This window comes from Streptomyces sp. 8L (genome assembly GCF_020176795.1).
In the GTDB taxonomy this organism is placed as follows: domain Bacteria; phylum Actinomycetota; class Actinomycetes; order Streptomycetales; family Streptomycetaceae; genus Streptomyces.
In genome coordinates, this window is the sequence record NZ_JAIUKE010000281.1 from 1 (window position 1) to 16609 (window position 16609).

The window sequence follows — 16609 nt, forward strand, 5'->3', positions numbered from 1 at the left end:
GTCCCCGTCCCGGCGGCGGCCCCGGCGGCAACCGCCCGAACCCGGGCATGATGCCCCAGCGCCCCGCCGCGGGTCCGCGTCCCCGCGTCGGCCCCGGCGGTCGCCGTGGTCCCCGCGGCGGCGGTCGTCCCGGCGGTGGCGGCGGCGGTCGTCCCGGCGTCGCGGGTCGTCCCGGCGGCGGTGGCGGCGGTGGCTTCGCCGGTCGTCCCGGCGGTGGCGGCGGCGGTCGCGGCCGTCCGGGTGGCGTCGGCTTCGGCGGCGGCGGGGGCCGTCCCGGCTTCGGCGGCCGTCCCGGCGGTCCCGGCGGCCGTGGTGGCACACAGGGCGCGTTCGGCCGTCCCGGCGGTCCCGCGCGCCGCGGCCGCAAGTCGAAGCGGCAGAGGCGCCAGGAGTACGAGGCCATGCAGGCCCCGTCGGTCGGCGGTGTGATGCTGCCTCGCGGCAACGGACAGAGCGTCCGCCTGTCGCGCGGTGCCTCCCTCACCGACTTCGCCGAGAAGATCAACGCCAACCCGGCGTCGCTCGTCGCGGTGATGATGAACCTCGGCGAGATGGTCACGGCCACGCAGTCCGTCTCCGACGAGACGCTCCAGCTGCTCGCGGACGAGATGAACTACGTCCTGGAGATCGTCAGCCCGGAGGAGGAGGACCGCGAGCTGCTCGAGTCCTTCGACATCGAGTTCGGCGAGGACGAGGGCGGCGACGAGCTGCTGGTCTCCCGGCCGCCGGTGGTCACCGTCATGGGCCACGTCGACCACGGCAAGACCCGGCTGCTGGACACGATCCGCAAGACCAACGTGGTCGCGGGCGAGGCCGGCGGTATCACGCAGCACATCGGCGCCTACCAGGTGACGACGGACGTCAACGGTGACGAGCGCAAGATCACGTTCATCGACACGCCGGGCCACGAGGCGTTCACCGCCATGCGTGCCCGTGGTGCGAAGTCCACCGACATCGCGATCCTGGTGGTCGCGGCCAACGACGGTGTGATGCCCCAGACGATCGAGGCGCTGAACCACGCCAAGGCGGCCGAGGTGCCGATCGTGGTCGCGGTCAACAAGATCGACGTCGAGGGCGCGGACCCGACGAAGGTGCGCGGCCAGCTCACCGAGTTCGGTCTGGTGGCCGAGGAGTACGGCGGCGACACCATGTTCGTCGACATCTCCGCCAAGCAGGGTCTGAACATCGACAGCCTGCTGGAGGCCGTGGTCCTGACCGCGGACGCCTCGCTCGACCTGCGGGCCAACCCGGAGCAGGACGCGCAGGGCATCGCGATCGAGGCCCACCTCGACCGCGGTCGCGGCGCCGTCGCCACCGTGCTCGTCCAGCGCGGCACGCTGCGCGTCGGCGACACGATGGTCGCCGGTGACGCGTACGGCCGGGTCCGGGCGATGCTCGACGACAACGGCAACAACGTGGAAGAGGCGCCCCCGTCGACGCCGGTCCTGGTGCTCGGTCTGACCAACGTGCCGGGCGCGGGCGACAACTTCCTCGTGGTCGACGAGGACCGCACGGCTCGCCAGATCGCCGAGAAGCGCGCGGCCCGCGAGCGGAACGCGAACTTCGCCCGCAGGGGTGTCAGGTTCTCCCTGGAGAACCTGGACGAGGCGCTCAAGGCCGGCCTCGTGCAGGAACTCAACCTCATCATCAAGGGCGACGCGTCCGGTTCGGTCGAGGCCCTGGAGTCCTCGCTGCTCCAGCTCGACGTCGGCGAAGAGGTCGACATCCGAGTCCTGCACCGCGGCGTCGGCGCGGTCACGGAGTCCGACATCTCCCTGGCGATGGGCTCGGACGCCATCGTGATCGGCTTCAACGTGCGCGCCGCCGGGCGTGCCGCGCAGATGGCCGAGCGCGAAGGCGTGGACGTCCGGTACTACTCGGTCATCTACCAGGCGATCGAGGAGATCGAGTCCGCCCTCAAGGGCATGCTCAAGCCGGAGTACGAGGAGGCCGAGCTCGGCACGGCGGAGATCCGCGAGATCTTCCGCTCGTCCAAGCTGGGCAACATCGCCGGTGTCCTCATCCGGTCCGGCGAGGTCAGGCGCAACACCAAGGCGAGGGTCATCCGCGACGGCAAGGTCATCGCGGAGAACCTCAACATCGAGGGCCTGCGCCGCTTCAAGGACGACGTCACCGAGATCCGCGAAGGCTTCGAGGGCGGTATCAACCTCGGAAACTTCAACGACATCAAGATCGACGACGTCATCGCCACCTACGAGATGCGCGAGAAGCCCCGCGGCTGACGCGAGGTTCCCCGCAGCTCGCACGGTCCGGGGCCGTCCGGCGGACGACAAATCCGTCGAACGGCCCCGGCCGCTGCGTGTACGGTTCACGTGATCCTGTCCGTACCGGACACGGCGGCCGGCGCGACGGCCGGCACCGCCGCCGGCACGTCGCCGGGCGCGGCGGTCCGTACGGCGCCAGGCACTCACGAACCCGGACCGGCGGGACATCCGGACAGCGCATGTATGTGGGGACACTGTCCTTCGATCTGCTGCTCGGCGACGTACGGTCGCTGAAGGAGAAGCGCTCCGTCGTGCGTCCGATCGTCGCGGAGCTGCACCGCAAGTTCGCGGTGAGCGTCGCGGAGACGGGCGACCAGGACCTCTACCGCAGGGCCGAGATCGGCCTCGCGGTCGTCTCGGGGGACTGGGCCCACCTCACGGACGTGCTGGACCGCTGCGAGCGCATGGTGGCGGGCCACCCGGAGGTGGAGCTGCTGTCCGTGCGGCGGCGGCTGCACGGTGACGACGACTGAGCGCGCGGAGTGAACGCGCCGGGCGCGGCGTCTCCCTTGCCGTCGGGGCCCGCCGACAGGGCCTGCCCCGCCGGCGGGCCCCAGTTCAACCGAGAAAGTCCAACCGAGAAGAAGAGAGTGACCACCGGTGACCGACAACGCGCGGGCCCGCAAGCTGGCCGATCGCATCCAGGTCGTGGTCGCGGAGACCCTGGACCGGCGTATCAAGGACCCGCGGCTCGGCTTCGTGACCATCACGGACGCCCGTGTCACCGGCGACCTGCGGGAGGCCACGGTCTTCTACACGGTCTACGGCGACGACGAGGAGCGCGCCGCCTCGGCCGCGGCCCTGGAGAGCGCGAAGGGCGTCCTGCGTTCCGAGGTGGGCCGCCAGACCGGCGTCAGGTTCACCCCGACGCTGGCGTTCGTGCCGGACGCGCTGCCCGACAACGCCCGCACGATCGAGAGCCTGCTCGACCGGGCCCGTGCCAAGGACGCCGAGGTGCGGGAGGTGTCGACGGGCAAGACGTACGCCGGCGAGGCCGACCCGTACCGCAAGCCGGGTGAAGAAGACGAAGCTGCCGAAGCCGACGAGGCCGGCGAGACTGGCGAGAACACGGAGACCGGTGCGTCCGACGGCTCCGCGGGTCCCGCGAGGGGCATCGACGGTGACGCCACGGGCGGTGCCGCCGCCGAATGACCGAGCAGAACCGGACACCCGACGGCCTTGTCATCGTCGACAAACCGTCGGGCTTCACCTCGCACGACGTCGTCGCCAAGATGCGCGGGATCGCCAGGACCCGCCGCGTCGGCCACGCCGGCACACTCGACCCCATGGCCACGGGCGTCCTCGTCCTCGGCGTGGAGCGGGCCACCAAGCTCCTCGGCCATCTCGCGCTGACGGAGAAGGAGTACCTCGGTACGGTCAGACTCGGCCAGGCCACCGTCACGGACGACGCCGAGGGCGAGATCACCTCGTCCGCCGACGCCTCCGCGATCACCCGCGAAGCGGTCGACGCGGGGGTGGCGGAGCTGACGGGCGCGATCATGCAGGTCCCCTCCAAGGTCAGCGCCATCAAGATCGACGGGAAGCGGTCGTACGCCCGGGTGCGCGGGGGAGAGGACTTCGACATCCCGGCGCGCCCGGTCACGGTCTCCTCCTTCCAGGTGTACGACGTGCGCGCCGCGGTCGCCGAGGACGGCACGCCCGTGCTCGACCTGGTCGTCTCCGTCGTCTGCTCGTCCGGCACGTACATCAGGGCCCTCGCGCGCGACCTCGGCGCCGGGCTCGGCGTCGGCGGGCACCTCACGGCCCTGCGCAGGACCCGTGTCGGCCCGTACGCCATCGACGGGGCGAAGACCCTGGAGCAGCTCCAGGAGGAGCTGACGGTGATGCCGGTGGCGCGGGCGGCGGGGGCCGCGTTCGACCGCTGGGAGGTCGACGAGCGGCGCGCGAAGCTCCTGCTGAACGGCGTACGCCTGGACATGCCCGCCTACCCGCGGTCGCCGGTCGCCGTGTTCGGCCCCGACGGGCGCTTCCTGGCGCTCGTGGAGGAGCAGAAGGGCAAGGCCAAGAGCCTCGCCGTGTTCGGCTGAGGGCGGTCCTGGAGCGGCCCGCTCGCTCGCGGGGGGGGCGGGGGGGCCCGCCCCCCCCCCCCCCCCCCCCCCCCCCCCCCGCCCCTCCCCCTCCGCGGAAGCACCTGTCCACCGGACGCGGATTTCTCCCCCGCGCGGAGGGGGCGCGTGGAGTGACGACCGGAGCGCTCGGGGGCGCGTTCGGCTCCGGTGACCGCGACATGGCAGTCTTGGGGTTGCTTAGTCGAATAAAGACCAGACACAGTTTCGGGCGAGGAGCGGTCACAGTGCAGCGCTGGCGTGGCTTGGAGGACATCCCCCAGGACTGGGGGCGCAGCGTCGTCACCATCGGCTCCTACGACGGCGTGCACCGCGGCCACCAGCTCATCATCGGCCGGACCGTCGAACGGGCGCGTGAGCTCGGGGTGCCGTCCGTCGTGGTGACCTTCGACCCGCACCCCAGCGAGGTCGTACGGCCGGGCAGCCACCCGCCGCTGCTGGCCCCGCAGCACCGGCGCGCGGAGCTGATGGCGGACCTGGGCGTGGACGCGGTCCTGATCCTGCCGTTCACAGTGGAGTTCTCGAAACTGTCGCCCGCGGACTTCATCGTCAAGGTCCTGGTCGACAAGCTGCATGCCCGCGCGGTCGTCGAGGGCCCGAACTTCCGCTTCGGGCACCGGGCCGCGGGGAATGTGGACGTCCTCGCCGAGCTCGGCACCACATACGACTACGAGGTCGACGTCATCGACCTGCGCGTGACCGGCGAGGCGGGCGGCGGGCGCCCCTTCTCGTCCACGCTGACCCGGGGCCTGGTCGCCGAGGGCGACGTGCGGGGCGCGGGGGAAATCCTGGGCAGGCCGCACCGCGTCGAGGGCGTCGTCGTGCGCGGGGCGCAGCGCGGCCGGGAGCTCGGCTACCCCACGGCCAACGTCGCGACGCTCCCGCACTCCGCGATCCCCGCCGACGGGGTCTACGCCGGCTGGCTGACCGCGTCGGGCGAGCGGATGCCCGCGGCGGTCTCCGTCGGCACGAACCCGCAGTTCGACGGGGTGGAGCGGACCGTCGAGGCGTACGCGATCGACCGCGTGGGACTCGACCTCTACGGGCTGCACGTCGCGGTGGACTTCCTGGCGTACGTACGGGGGCAGGAGAAGTTCGAGTCGATCGACGCGCTCCTCGAAGCGATGGCGGGCGACGTGAAGCGCTGCTCCGACCTGATCGCGGCGTACGACGCGGAGCACGGGGGCGTCACCGGCTGATCCGGGCGGCGTCGGTACCTGGCCACACCCGCGGGTAAATGATTGGTCAAGGCGATCGCAAGCCTTGGCATACGGCATGTTCTCGCTGTCTGCTTGGTCGGATTTTCTCCTCTCTGATGCGTTCTCGTCCCCTCTACAGTGACGACGACATTTCGACCACGGAGGAGTCACGTCGTGTCCCAGTCCGCTTCGTCGGGGCCCGCGACCTCACGCATCCTCGACGTCGCGCTGGCCGGGACGGGCGGGCCGCGCGAAGGCGTGCCGCCGTACGGCACCAGGGTGTTCGTGCCTGCCCATCCGCGTTTGCCGCAGAGTGGCCCGCCGATCGTGGACTTCGAGCTGCTGGCACACACAGGTGGCAGCGCGGTTCCGGTGGCGTTCACGACCCTGAAGTTGCTCGTGGACGCGCTGGGCGATGCCCAGCCGTGGATCGCGGTCGCTCTCGGCGCCTACGCGGAAGCGATGAGGGACGCCGGGCTGCCCTCCGTACGGCTCGATCCGGCCGTCGACGCCGCAGCACGCGGCTGGCGACCGCAGGACCTCATCGACACCTACGGGGGAGAGGAGCAGGGCTAGATGGGACATCCCGACTACCAGGTCGTCCTCGGTGACCTCAGCGCCATGGCGAGCAGATTCACCAAGGAAGCGGTCGCGTATCACGCACTGCACCAAGAGGTGAAGCCGACCGTTGCCGCCTCCGGCGACCCGGGCCTCGACTCGATGATCGAAGCCATGGCGGAGCTGATCGCGGGACTCCACGACAAGCTCGGCGATCGGATTGCCGACCACGGGGACACGCTGAAGTACGCCCACGACTCCTATCAGCGCCACGACGTCGACGTCCATGGCGTATTCGAGGACCTGACGTGACCGACAGCTGGGTGGGCGGCGACATCAGCGGCCTTGAAGCCATGGGTACCGCGTATGTGAAGGCCAAGAAGTCCCTGGACGACGTGGTGAAACCGCTTGGCGAGCAGGCCGACAAGCTCGTGGACGACGCCGGCTGGAAGGGCGATGCGGCCGATTCCTTCCGGGAGGCGTGGACGGCCGACTCGATGGCAGCCGGTGCTTTCGCCGAATTCGTCAGCGCGGTTGGCCTGGTGTTCACCACCCTTTCGAGCCGGCTGCTGTCAGCTGAGAGCGGTCTGCAGAACGCGGAAGACGTGGCGGTTCGGGCAGGCGTCCCCATGGGGCCGAAGGGTGTGCCGGGTCAGCTGATGACCAACAACCCTCCCACGCCTGCCGAAGCGAAAACGATCAAGGCGCTCGACGGCTACGGTGCGGTTCGCGCCAGGGCGCTGCATGAAGCCCAGCAGGCGCGTCTGGACGCGGCCGACGATTTGCGGACGCTGTACGCGGACGCGACGGGCGAGGGGGACGGCCACAGCGCCACCAAGGGCGAGGAGGTCACCATCGCCGACTACCTGCGCGGACTGTACGCCTACGACTCGGAGCGCACACGCGTCAAGGGCCATGACGCGGCGACCCAACTCGACGACGCGAAGCACGATGCCGATCAGGCCAAGAAAGAACTGCGTGCCGAGCGCAAGGCCTACCAGAAGGCCGGCAAATCTCTCCCCAAGGACTTGCCCGCAAAAGGCGCCTACCGTGACGCGCTGGCGAAATTGGACGGTCTGGAGACGGACATCGCCAGGGGCGAGCAGGGCAGTTCCGCCCTGCCTTACGACCATGTGCTCAACACGAAGGTCGTCGACGCGGCGAAGCTGCTGCGTGCGGGGGAGGGCGTCGAGAAACTGCCCGACTTCCTGAAGGAGATCCCGGTCGTGGACATCGCGGCGGCGGGAGCGGCCGGGCTGCTGGAGGCCAAGGACGACCACGACAAAGGATGGTCGTGGAGCCATTCCGTGGTGGTCGACGAGGGCGCCGCCCTGGGTGGTCTCGCGGTGGGGACGGCGACGGTGGCGGGCGGGGTGGCCGCAGCCGCCGCACTGGGGGTGAGCGCGCCGGTGAGCGTGGTCGCGGGCGCTGGAGGTCTGGTGGTCATCGGCGCCACCAACTACATCGACTCGGCCCTGCACGAGCACTGGAGCGAGGACATCCACGACCACGGTGTGGTGGGCGGCGTCCTGCACGGTCTGGGAGACGCCGGGTCGAAGTCCTGGCAGTCCGACGTGAACCTCGCGAAGGGCGTCGGCCACGCAGCGAAGAAGGCATGGAATGGTCTCACGAGTCACTTCTGACGTACCGAAGCCGGCGAAGCTGCCGGTGGTGGGCACCACCTGGGTGCGTCGTGGCGCGGCTTACTGGATCCGGCGCGTCGCGCTCGGGCTGTTCCTTTTCATCGTTCTGGGTGGACTGTCCGCCGTCATCATCGGGGGTTTCTTCGACCTCGTCAGCGGGCTGGACCCATTCTGGCGATCGGCGTGCCGCGTTCTGTACTGCTTGGCCTGCGCTGCCGGCGCCGTGTGGGGCTGGGTCGCGGCCCGGCGCAAGCTCCGGAAAACCCAGGCGACACCACCTACGCCGGAGGAAGCACGGCGTCTGAATTCCTCGGGGCAGCGCAAGGCGCCGGGGCTCGCCCTGTCAGGACGGTTGCCGGCGCTTCTGCTGCTGCCCTTCCTCGCGCCGCTGCTGCTGTGGGCTCTCTTCGCGCTGCTCGGGGGGAGTTTCGTGCGCGTACTTCCGGTGGAGGTCTCGGCCCGCAGGGCTCTCGAACAGGCCGGAGCCTGACCCCGCGCTCGAACGCACAGCGTGTGGGTCTGTCCCGTGCCCGACGGGCCGTGGAGGCGCACGGCGGCTGAGGGGCGAGCGGCGTCACGCGACCTGTCGCCCACGCCGGACGTCGGCCGCAGCTCACGCCACCCCGCCGCTCCCGGCCTGATGAGCCGGCGTCAGGCCCCCGCTTCCGGGGCCGCCCAGTGGCAGGCTGCCGCGTGTGGGCCCGTGCCCGGCAGGACCGGGAGGTCCTGGGTGCGGCAGGCTTCCGCGACGCCCGTGCGGGCCGCCTCGCCCGACGCGAGGATCTGGCAGCGGGCGTGGAAGCGGCAGCCGCCGGGGACCCGGGTCGGGTCGGGTGGTTCGCCCGACAGCACGACCGGCTCGGCCGGTGACTCCGGCAGGACCGAGAGCAGTGCCCGCGTGTAGGGGTGGCGCGGCGCCGACAGCACGTCCTCGACCGGGCCGCTCTCCACGACGCGGCCCAGGTACATCACCGCGACCCGGTCGGCGATGTTCCACGCGAGGCCCAGGTCGTGCGTCACCACCAGCGCGGACAGCCCGAGTTCCGCGCGCAGTGCCAGGAGCAGCGCGAGGATCTCACCGCGTACGGACGCGTCGAGGGACGCCACCGGCTCGTCCGCGACGAGGACTTCGGGGCGCAGCACCAGCGCGCCCGCGATGACCACGCGCTGGCGCTGGCCGCCGGACAGCTCGTGCGGGTGGCGCAGGAAGAAGCGCTCGGGCGGCCGGAGCCCGGCCCGCGCCAGGGCGTCCGCCACCGCCGTCCGCTCGTCCCCCGGGCGGCCGTGGATTCTGAGGCCCTCCGCCACCGCCTCGTACACGGTGTGCCGGGGGTTGAGGGAGCCGCTCGGGTCCTGGAGGACCAGCTGCACCCGGCCGCGGTACGCCTTGAGGGCCCGCGGCCCGTACCCGAGGGGCTCCCCGGCGAAGACGACCCGGCCGGCGGTCGGGGTGACCAGGCCGAGCAGGGCGCGGGCCAGCGTGGTCTTGCCGCAGCCCGACTCGCCGACGAGTGCGACGATCTCGCCGGGCCCGATGTCCAGATCGACGCCGTCGACGGCGCGCGCGGGCGGGCCGCCGCGCCGCCCGGGAAACGTGACCGAGAGTGCGTCCGCCGACAGCAGCGCCCGCGGCGGACGGCCGGGGGACGTCTCCTTCATCACCGGTGCCGTGGACATCGCTCACTCTCCCACTCGTACGCAGGCGGCCCTGCGGCCCTCGCCCGCGGCCCGCAGCGGCTGGTCGTCGTGCGCGCAGCCGGGCAGGGCGACCGGGCAGCGCGGCTGGAAGGCGCAGCCGGCGGGCAGCGCCGCCGGGTCCGGCGGGTCGCCCGGCAGGCCGCGCGGCGCGAGCCGGGACGCCGGGTCCCCGACGCGGGGGAACGCCGCCGACAGCGCCCGGCCGTACGGATGCGCCGCCGCGTCATGGACGGCGCGGGCCGGGCCCTCCTCCACGATCCGGCCCGCGTACATCACGGCCAGCCGGTCGCAGGTGTCCGCGAGGACGGCCAGATCGTGGCTGATCATCATGAGGCCGATGCCCTGCTCCGCGACGAGGCCCTCGATGAGCCGCAGGATCTGCGCCTGGATCATCACGTCGAGAGCCGTCGTCGGCTCGTCCGCGACGACCAGGCGCGGCTCGCAGGCCAGCGCCATCGCGATCATCACCCGCTGGCGCTGGCCGCCGGACAGCTCGTGCGGATAGGCGTGCGCCCGCGTGGCGGGCAGGCCGACCTGCTCCAGCAGTTCAGCGGCCCGGTGCCGGGCGCCCCCGGGCGTCGCGCGCCGGTGCACGAGCAGCGGCTCCGCGATCTGGTCGCCGATCCTGTGCACCGCGTTCAGCGAGTGCATCGCGCCCTGGAACACGATCGACGCGCCTGCCCAGCGCACCGCCCGCAGCCGGCCCCACCGCATCGTGAGCACGTCCTCGCCGTCCAGCAGGATCTTCCCGGACAGCCGCGCCGAGGGCGGCAGCAGCCGCAGCAGCGCGAGCGCCAGAGTCGACTTGCCGCACCCGGACTCGCCCGCGAGGCCGAGCGTGCCGCCCGCCCCCAGCGTCAGGCCGACGCCGCGTACGGCGGGCACGGCGGCCGCGCCCGTACCGTAGACGACGCTCAGCTCCTCGGCCTCCAGCAGCCAGCCGCCGCCGCTTCCCGTGCCGGTGCTCAACGCCCTACCCCCAGGCGGGGGTTGAGTACGGACTCGACGGCGCGCCCGCACAGGGTGAACGCCAGCGCGACCACCGCGATCGCGATGCCCGGCGGCGCGAGATACCACCAGTGGCCCGACGAGACGGCACCCGCCTCGCGCGCGTCCTGGAGCATCCCGCCCCACGACACGACTGTGGGGTCGCCGAGGCCGAGGAAGGCGAGCGTGGCCTCGGTGAGGATCGCGGCGGAGATGCCGAGCGTGGTCTGCGCCAGCACCAGCGGCATCACGTTCGGCAGGACGTGCCGGGTCATGACATGGCGGTGGCCGCCGCCGAGCGCCCTGGCTCGCTCGATGTACGGGCGGGACTCGACCGCGATGGTCTGCGCGCGCACCAGCCGGGCCGTCGTCGGCCAGCTCGTCACCCCGATCGCGATGATCACCGTCCACACGGAGCGGGACATCACCGTCGCGAGGACGATCGCGAGTACGAGGGTCGGCATCACCAGGAACCAGTCCGTGACGCGCATGACGACTGTCGAGAGCACGCCGCCGAAGTGCCCCGCCACCACTCCGACGAGGGTGCCGATCGCCACCGACAGCGCGGCGGCCAGCAGTCCGACCGTCAGGGACACCCGCGCGCCCCACACGAGCAGCCCCAGCAGGGACCGGCCGAACTGGTCCGTGCCGAGCGGGTAGCGCGGGCTCGGCGCCGCGAGCGGCGCGCCGGTCGCCGCCGTCACGCTGCGCACGTGGTCGCCGACGAGCAGCGGCGCCGCGACCGCGACGAGCGCGATCACCGCGAGGCCGCCCAGGCCGATCAGCCCGGCCCGGTGCGCCCGGTAGCCGCGCCAGAAGCGCGCGAGGGCGGCGCGCCGCCGCTGCCGGGCCAGGGACGCGGCCGTCCTGGTGCGCGGCGGCGGCAGCTCGGTGGGCTCCTGCTGTTCCGCATCGGCGAGAGTCATCGGCCCACCCGGGGATCGAGGAGCGGATAGATCAGGTCGGCGAGGAGGTTCATCAGGATCATGGCCCCCGCGAACACGACGAACAGGCCCTGCACGAGCGGCAGATCGGGCACGCTCAGCGCCTGGTAGAACAGCTGGCCAAGGCCCGGCCAGGAGAACACCGTCTCCGTCAGGATCGAACCGGCCGCCACGAACCCGAGGTTGATGAAGACCATCGTCACCGTCGGCAGCAGCGCGTTCGGCACCGCGTGCCGGCGGCGTACGAGCGCGTCCCGCAACCCCTTCGCCCGCGCCGTCGTCAGATAGTCGGAGCCCATCTCGTCCAGCAGCGACGACCGCGTCACCAGCAGGGTCTGCGCGTACCCCACGACGACGAGCGTGAGGACCGGCAGCACCATGTGGTGCGCCACGTCCAGCACGTACGCGAGGCCCGTCGTGTCGCCGGACGACATGCCCCCGGTCGGGAACAGCCCGGGCACCGGGCCGAGCCCCACCCCGAAGACGATGATCAGCAGCAGCCCCAGCCAGAACGACGGCACCGACCAGAGCGTCAGCGCGACCCCCGTGTTCAGCCGGTCGGCCCACCGCCCGCTGCGCCAGGCGGCGCGCGTGCCGAGCCACAGCCCGAGCGCCGAGTACAGCACCACGGCCGTGCCGGTCAGCAGCAGCGTGGCGGGCAGCTTCTCCCGGATCAGCTCGCCGACCGGGGCGTGGAACTGGTACGAGACCCCCAGGTCGCCGGTGAGCGCGGACGAGCAGTAGCCGGTGAACTGGTGCCACAGCGGCTGGTCGAGACCGAACTGACGGCGCAGCGTCCGCTGCGCTTCCGCGCTCATCGGCGCGCCGTGCGTCATCGCCTTGACCGGGTCGCGGGACAGCACGCGGAAGAGGAAGAAGCTCGTGACGAGGACGGCGAGCAGCGAGACCGCCGCCCCCGCCGCCCGGCCCGCCACATAGCGCAGATATCCGGTGACGGCGGCACGCCGTCCCCCGCGGAGGGCGGCAGAGGGCGCGGGAGCCGCCTGCCGGGGCGGGCGGCCCCGCGGGCCCTCGCCCGGCACGGATTGCGGAGTGCTCGCTGTGGTCATCGCTACTCCCGGTCGTCGGCGGTCGCCCGGCGGCGCAGCACGTACAGGACGACGAGGCCGGCGGTGACCAGTGCGGCGCCCGCGAACCCCAGGGCGACCTGGGTGGACGTGGAGCCGGAGGCGGCTCCGGCCTCGCCGGTGGCGCCCGCCGCGGGCACCGCGGACCACCAGCTCCAGTAGCCGTCCTGGCCCCAGATGTTGCCGCCGGCCGACGGCATCGTCTCGATGGAGGCGATCTGGTCGGTGCGGTAGGCCTCCGTGGCGTTCGGGTACGCCATCACGTTCATGTAGCCGGTGTCGTAGAGCCGCGACTCCATCCGCTTGATCAGCGCGGCCCGCTTCCGCGGGTCGTACTCGGCGGACTGGCGCGCGTACAGGCGGTCGTAGGTCTTGTCGCAGATGAAGTCGTCGGTGGCGCCGCTCGCGTTCCGCGTCGCGGGCAGGGCGCCGCAGGTGTGGATGGACAGCACGTAGTCCGGGTCGGGGCTGACGGACCATCCGTCGAACGCGAGGTCGAAGTCACCGGCCAGCCAGGGGTCCCCGACGTTGTCCAGGCACTCGACCTTCAGCCCCACCCCCAGCTTCGCCCACCACTCCTGGAGGTACTGGCTGACGGCCTTGTCGTTGGGGTCGGTGGCGTGGCACAGGATGCGGAAGTCCAGCGGCCTGCCGTCCTTGCCGAGCCGCCGCCCGTGGCGGTCGGTCCGGTAGCCCGCCCGCTCCAGGTCCGCGGCGGCCCGCGCCGGGTCGTAGCCGACCCGCTGCCGCGCCGAGGGCTGCCAGTAGTACGCGCCGAAGCGCGGCGGCAGGTAGCCCCGGCCGGCGGCGGCGTGGCCCTGGAAGACGGTCTTCACCAGACGCCCGGTGTCCACGGACTCGAACAGCGCCCGGCGTACCACGGGGTCCAGCAGCGCCGGGTTCCCGTCGCCGAGTTTCTGCCCGTTTCTCGCGCGGGCGCCCGGATTGGTGGCGAGGGCGTAGAAACGGTTGCCTGGCGCGTCGTTGACCTTGATGTCCTTGGTGTGCTTGAGGGCCGAGGTCTGCGCGGGGGTGAGGTTGGAGACGAACGAGACCTCGCCCTTGCGGAGCGCGGCCACGGCCGCGTCCCCGTCCTTGTAGTACTTCAGGTCCAGCTCGTCGAACTTCGGCGCGCCCCGCCAGAACGTCTTGTTCGGCTTGAGCTTCACGTACTGGTCGACCTTGTAGTCCGTGACGATGAACGGCCCGTTGCCCACGATGGGGAAGCTCTTGTCGTTGTTGAAGGACGCGAAGTCCTTGACCTTGTCCCAGACGTGCTCCGGCACGATCGGCACGTCGAGCGCGGTCATGTTCGCCTGCGGCTTCTTCAGCCGTACGACGAGGGTCGTCGCGTTCGGCGCCGTGACCTGCGCGAAGTTGGCGGTGAAACTGCCGTTCGCCGTCGCCGCGCCCGGGTCGGTCATCATCTTCCGGAACGTCCAGGCGGCGTCCCGGGCGGTGGCCCGCACGCCGTCCGACCAGCGGGAGTTCTTCCGGATGGTGTACGTCCAGGTGAGCTTGGACCTGGACGACTTCCAGGACGTGGCGAACCCCGGGACGGCGTGCCCGTCCTTCGGGTCGTAGTTCGTCAGGTACTCGTACGCCAGGCGGTGGACGGTGCTCGCCACGAGCGACTGCGCGAGGAACGGGCTGAGCGAGTCCACGCTCTGCCGCACCGCGACCGTCAGCACCCTCTTCCCTGCCGTCTTCCCGGTGGTCTCGCCGCTCGCGCGCCCGGCCGCCGGGTGCTGCTGGGCCGCCGCGGGCAGCGGGCCGTACGAGAGCACGCCGGCCGCCGTCACCAGCGCGGCGGCGGCCAGGGCGGCCGTCGGCACACGGGCCCCGCGGCGCGGCGGGACCGGCCGCGTGCGGTGCGGGAGAACTGGTCGGGCCATGCCGGTGACCTCGCGTCATCACTCGCTCGGCGGGCGGGGGCAGGAGCGCGGCGGGGCCGTGGTTCCCCACCCTTCGGTGAAGGGAGGTGTATCAGCACGTTGACGGAACGTCAACGACCCATTACCCAGTGGCACGGTCGGGGCATGTGAAACACGACGAGGGTCCGCACCTCGAACGGAGGTGCGGACCCTCGGGGTCCGGTGGCTGCTTCGCCCTACCGGGCGGGCGGCTGCTGCGGCGGCTGGGTGGGCCATCCGGGCGGCGGCACGGTGCCGTCCTGATCAGGCTGCCCGGGCTGGGCCGGCCTGCCGTCCTGGCCGGCGGGGGCGGGCGCTCCCGGCGCACCCGGAGCTCCCGGTGCACCCTGCTGTGCGGGGAACGCCGGGGGCGGGCCCCAGCCGGGACCCGGGCCGGGCGCGGCCGGCTGCTGCGGGGGATACCCGTAGGGCCCCTGTCCGTACGGCGCGCCGTACGGCGAGACCTGGCCGGGCGCGTGGCCCGCGGGCGGAGCCTGGCCGGGGATCTGCCCCGGCGCTCCGCCGTACTGCGGCGGCACGGGACCGCCCTGCTGCGGGGCGCCGCCCTGAGGATAGGGACCGGTCGGTGCCTGCTGCTGGCCCGGCATCGGCTGACCCGGCATCGGTTGGCCGGGCATGGGCGGGGCCTGCTGCGGCGGCGGGTTGTTCCCCTCCGCCATCCACAGCCCCTGCTGCTGCTGCGCGCGCAGGAAGTCCTCGGCGACCAGCGCGGAGAGGTTGAAGTAGGCCTCACGGGTCTTCGGCCGCATCATGTCGAGGTCCACCTCGGCGCCCGCCGCGAGGTGCTCGTCGAACGGCACGACGACCACGCCGCGGCAGCGCGTCTCGAAGTGCTGCACGATGTCCTCGACCTTGATCATCTTGCCGGTCTCGCGCACCCCGGAGATCACCGTGAGGGACCGCTGCACCAGATCCGCGTACCCGTGCGCGGAGAGCCAGTCGAGCGTCGTGGAGGCGCTGCTCGCGCCGTCGACGGACGGTGTGGAGATGATGATCAGCTGGTCCGCGAGGTCGAGCACGCCGCGCATCGCGCTGTACAGCAGGCCCGTGCCCGAGTCCGTGAGGATGACCGGGTACTGCTTGCCGAGCACGTCGATCGCCCTGCGGTAGTCCTCGTCGTTGAACGTCGTGGAGACGGCGGGGTCGACGTCGTTGGCGATGATCTCCAGGCCGGAGGGGGCCTGGGAGGTGAACCGCCGGATGTCCATGTAGCTGTTCAGGTACGGGATCGCCTGGACCAGGTCGCGGATGGTCGCCCCGGTCTCGCGCCGCACCCGGCGCCCGAGCGTGCCCGCGTCCGGGTTGGCGTCGATCGCGAGGATCTTGTCCTGCCGCTCGGTGGCCAGCGTGGAGCCGAGCGCGGTGGTCGTGGTCGTCTTGCCCACGCCGCCCTTGAGGCTGATCACGGCGATCCGGTAGCAGGACAGAACGGGCGTCCTGATCAGTTCGAGCTTCCGCTGCCGGTCGGCCTCCGCCGCCTTGCCGCCGAGCTTGAAGCGGGACGCGGCCGGGTTCCGGTTGCTCTTCGGCTTCTGCTTGTTGTTGCGCAGCAGCCGGTCGGACGACAGCTCGACGGCCGCCGTGTAGCCGAGCGGCGCGCCCGGCACCGACCGCTCGCGGTGGTCGTGCGCCACGGGTGACGGCCAGGCCGTCCCGGACCGCGGGTCGACCGGAGGCCCCTGCGGACCCGGTCCCCCCGGTCCACCGGGGCCGGCGCCACCGGGTCCACCCGGTCCGCCTCTCGGGTGTCCGGGCTGCCCCGGCGGCATCTGCTGCGCACCGGGCTGTCCGGGGCCGGGCTGTTGCTGGGGTCCCGGCTGCTGGGGCCCGGTCTGCTGGCCTGGCAGGGGGAAGCCGTATCCGCCGGGTGCGGGCGGCCCTTCGGGGGCGCCCGCCTGCGGGAACCCGTAACCGCCCGGCTGCTGCGGCACGTTCGCGGGCGCTCCCGGCGCGGTGGGGTACCCGTACCCGCCGCCCTGCGGTTGCTGTGCCTGCTGCTGTGCCTGCTGCGGTTGCTGTGCTTGTTGCTGTTGCTGCCACGGCGCCTGCGGCGCGGGCGGCTGCGCGGGGTTCGCGGGCCACTGCGGCGGTGCGGCCGGGTTCGCGGGCTCGAACGCGGGTGGCAGCGGCGGCAGGGCGGCGCCCGGCGCCGGCGGGGCGGTCGCGGGGGGCGGTGCCCACGGGGC

Annotated in this window: 15 protein-coding genes; 9 read left to right on the top strand and 6 right to left on the bottom strand. The window is 72.4% G+C overall.

What is annotated here, in order from left to right; genetic code table 11:
* The 9 genes from infB to LCE31_RS22675 form a co-directional block, all read left to right on the top strand.
* Positions 1-2243, top strand: a 2243-nt coding sequence (infB, locus tag LCE31_RS22635) for a translation initiation factor IF-2 (RefSeq protein WP_225016955.1), incomplete at its 5' end; no start/stop codon positions are given.
* Between the two features lie 221 nt (positions 2244-2464).
* Positions 2465-2758 (top strand): DUF503 domain-containing protein, encoded by a 294-nt coding sequence (locus tag LCE31_RS22640; protein ID WP_225016957.1) that lies wholly within the window; start codon positions 2465-2467, stop codon positions 2756-2758.
* A 127-nt stretch (positions 2759-2885) separates the two neighbouring features.
* Entirely contained in the window at positions 2886-3437 is a 552-nt protein-coding gene (rbfA, locus tag LCE31_RS22645; RefSeq protein WP_225016960.1) for a 30S ribosome-binding factor RbfA, read from the top strand.
* Positions 3434-4333, top strand: a complete 900-nt coding sequence (gene truB, locus LCE31_RS22650; protein ID WP_225016962.1) for a tRNA pseudouridine(55) synthase TruB — start codon at positions 3434-3436, stop codon at positions 4331-4333. Before rbfA ends, truB begins: the two co-directional genes overlap by 4 nt.
* A 266-nt stretch (positions 4334-4599) precedes the next feature.
* Entirely contained in the window at positions 4600-5571 is a 972-nt protein-coding gene (locus LCE31_RS22655) for a bifunctional riboflavin kinase/FAD synthetase (protein WP_225016965.1), read from the top strand.
* A 174-nt stretch (positions 5572-5745) separates the two neighbouring features.
* Positions 5746-6147, top strand: coding sequence for an SAV_915 family protein (locus tag LCE31_RS22660; protein ID WP_225016967.1), 402 nt, complete (start codon positions 5746-5748; stop codon positions 6145-6147).
* A complete protein-coding gene (locus LCE31_RS22665; protein ID WP_225016969.1) occupies positions 6148-6441 on the top strand; it encodes a DUF6317 family protein in 294 nt (97 codons plus the stop codon).
* Positions 6438-7772 (top strand): hypothetical protein, encoded by a 1335-nt coding sequence (locus LCE31_RS22670; protein ID WP_225016971.1) that lies wholly within the window; start codon positions 6438-6440, stop codon positions 7770-7772. Before LCE31_RS22665 ends, LCE31_RS22670 begins: the two co-directional genes overlap by 4 nt.
* Positions 7750-8262 carry a hypothetical protein gene (locus LCE31_RS22675; protein ID WP_225016973.1) on the top strand — a complete coding sequence of 171 codons (513 nt, stop codon included), beginning with the start codon at positions 7750-7752 and terminating at the stop codon, positions 8260-8262. The genes LCE31_RS22670 and LCE31_RS22675 overlap by 23 nt, the downstream gene beginning before the upstream one ends.
* 161 nt (positions 8263-8423) lie before the next feature.
* On the opposite strand, the gene LCE31_RS22680 is transcribed toward LCE31_RS22675, so the two are convergent.
* The 6 genes from LCE31_RS22680 to LCE31_RS22705 form a co-directional block, all read right to left on the bottom strand.
* Positions 8424-9449: an ABC transporter ATP-binding protein gene (locus tag LCE31_RS22680; protein ID WP_225016975.1), complete on the bottom strand. Its 1026-nt coding sequence runs from the start codon at positions 9447-9449 to the stop codon at positions 8424-8426.
* Positions 9450-9452: 3 nt separating this feature from the next.
* Positions 9453-10439, bottom strand: coding sequence for an ABC transporter ATP-binding protein (locus LCE31_RS22685; RefSeq protein WP_374118523.1), 987 nt, complete (start codon positions 10437-10439; stop codon positions 9453-9455).
* Positions 10436-11383: an ABC transporter permease gene (locus tag LCE31_RS22690; protein ID WP_225016977.1), complete on the bottom strand. Its 948-nt coding sequence runs from the start codon at positions 11381-11383 to the stop codon at positions 10436-10438. The genes LCE31_RS22685 and LCE31_RS22690 overlap by 4 nt, the downstream gene beginning before the upstream one ends.
* Entirely contained in the window at positions 11380-12471 is a 1092-nt protein-coding gene (locus LCE31_RS22695; protein WP_225016979.1) for an ABC transporter permease, read from the bottom strand. The genes LCE31_RS22690 and LCE31_RS22695 overlap by 4 nt, the downstream gene beginning before the upstream one ends.
* A 2-nt stretch (positions 12472-12473) precedes the next feature.
* Positions 12474-14384, bottom strand: a complete 1911-nt coding sequence (locus LCE31_RS22700; protein ID WP_225016981.1) for an ABC transporter substrate-binding protein — start codon at positions 14382-14384, stop codon at positions 12474-12476.
* 215 nt (positions 14385-14599) lie between these two features.
* A partial coding sequence (locus tag LCE31_RS22705) for a MinD/ParA family ATP-binding protein (RefSeq protein ID WP_225016982.1) occupies positions 14600-16609 on the bottom strand: 2010 nt, incomplete at its 5' end.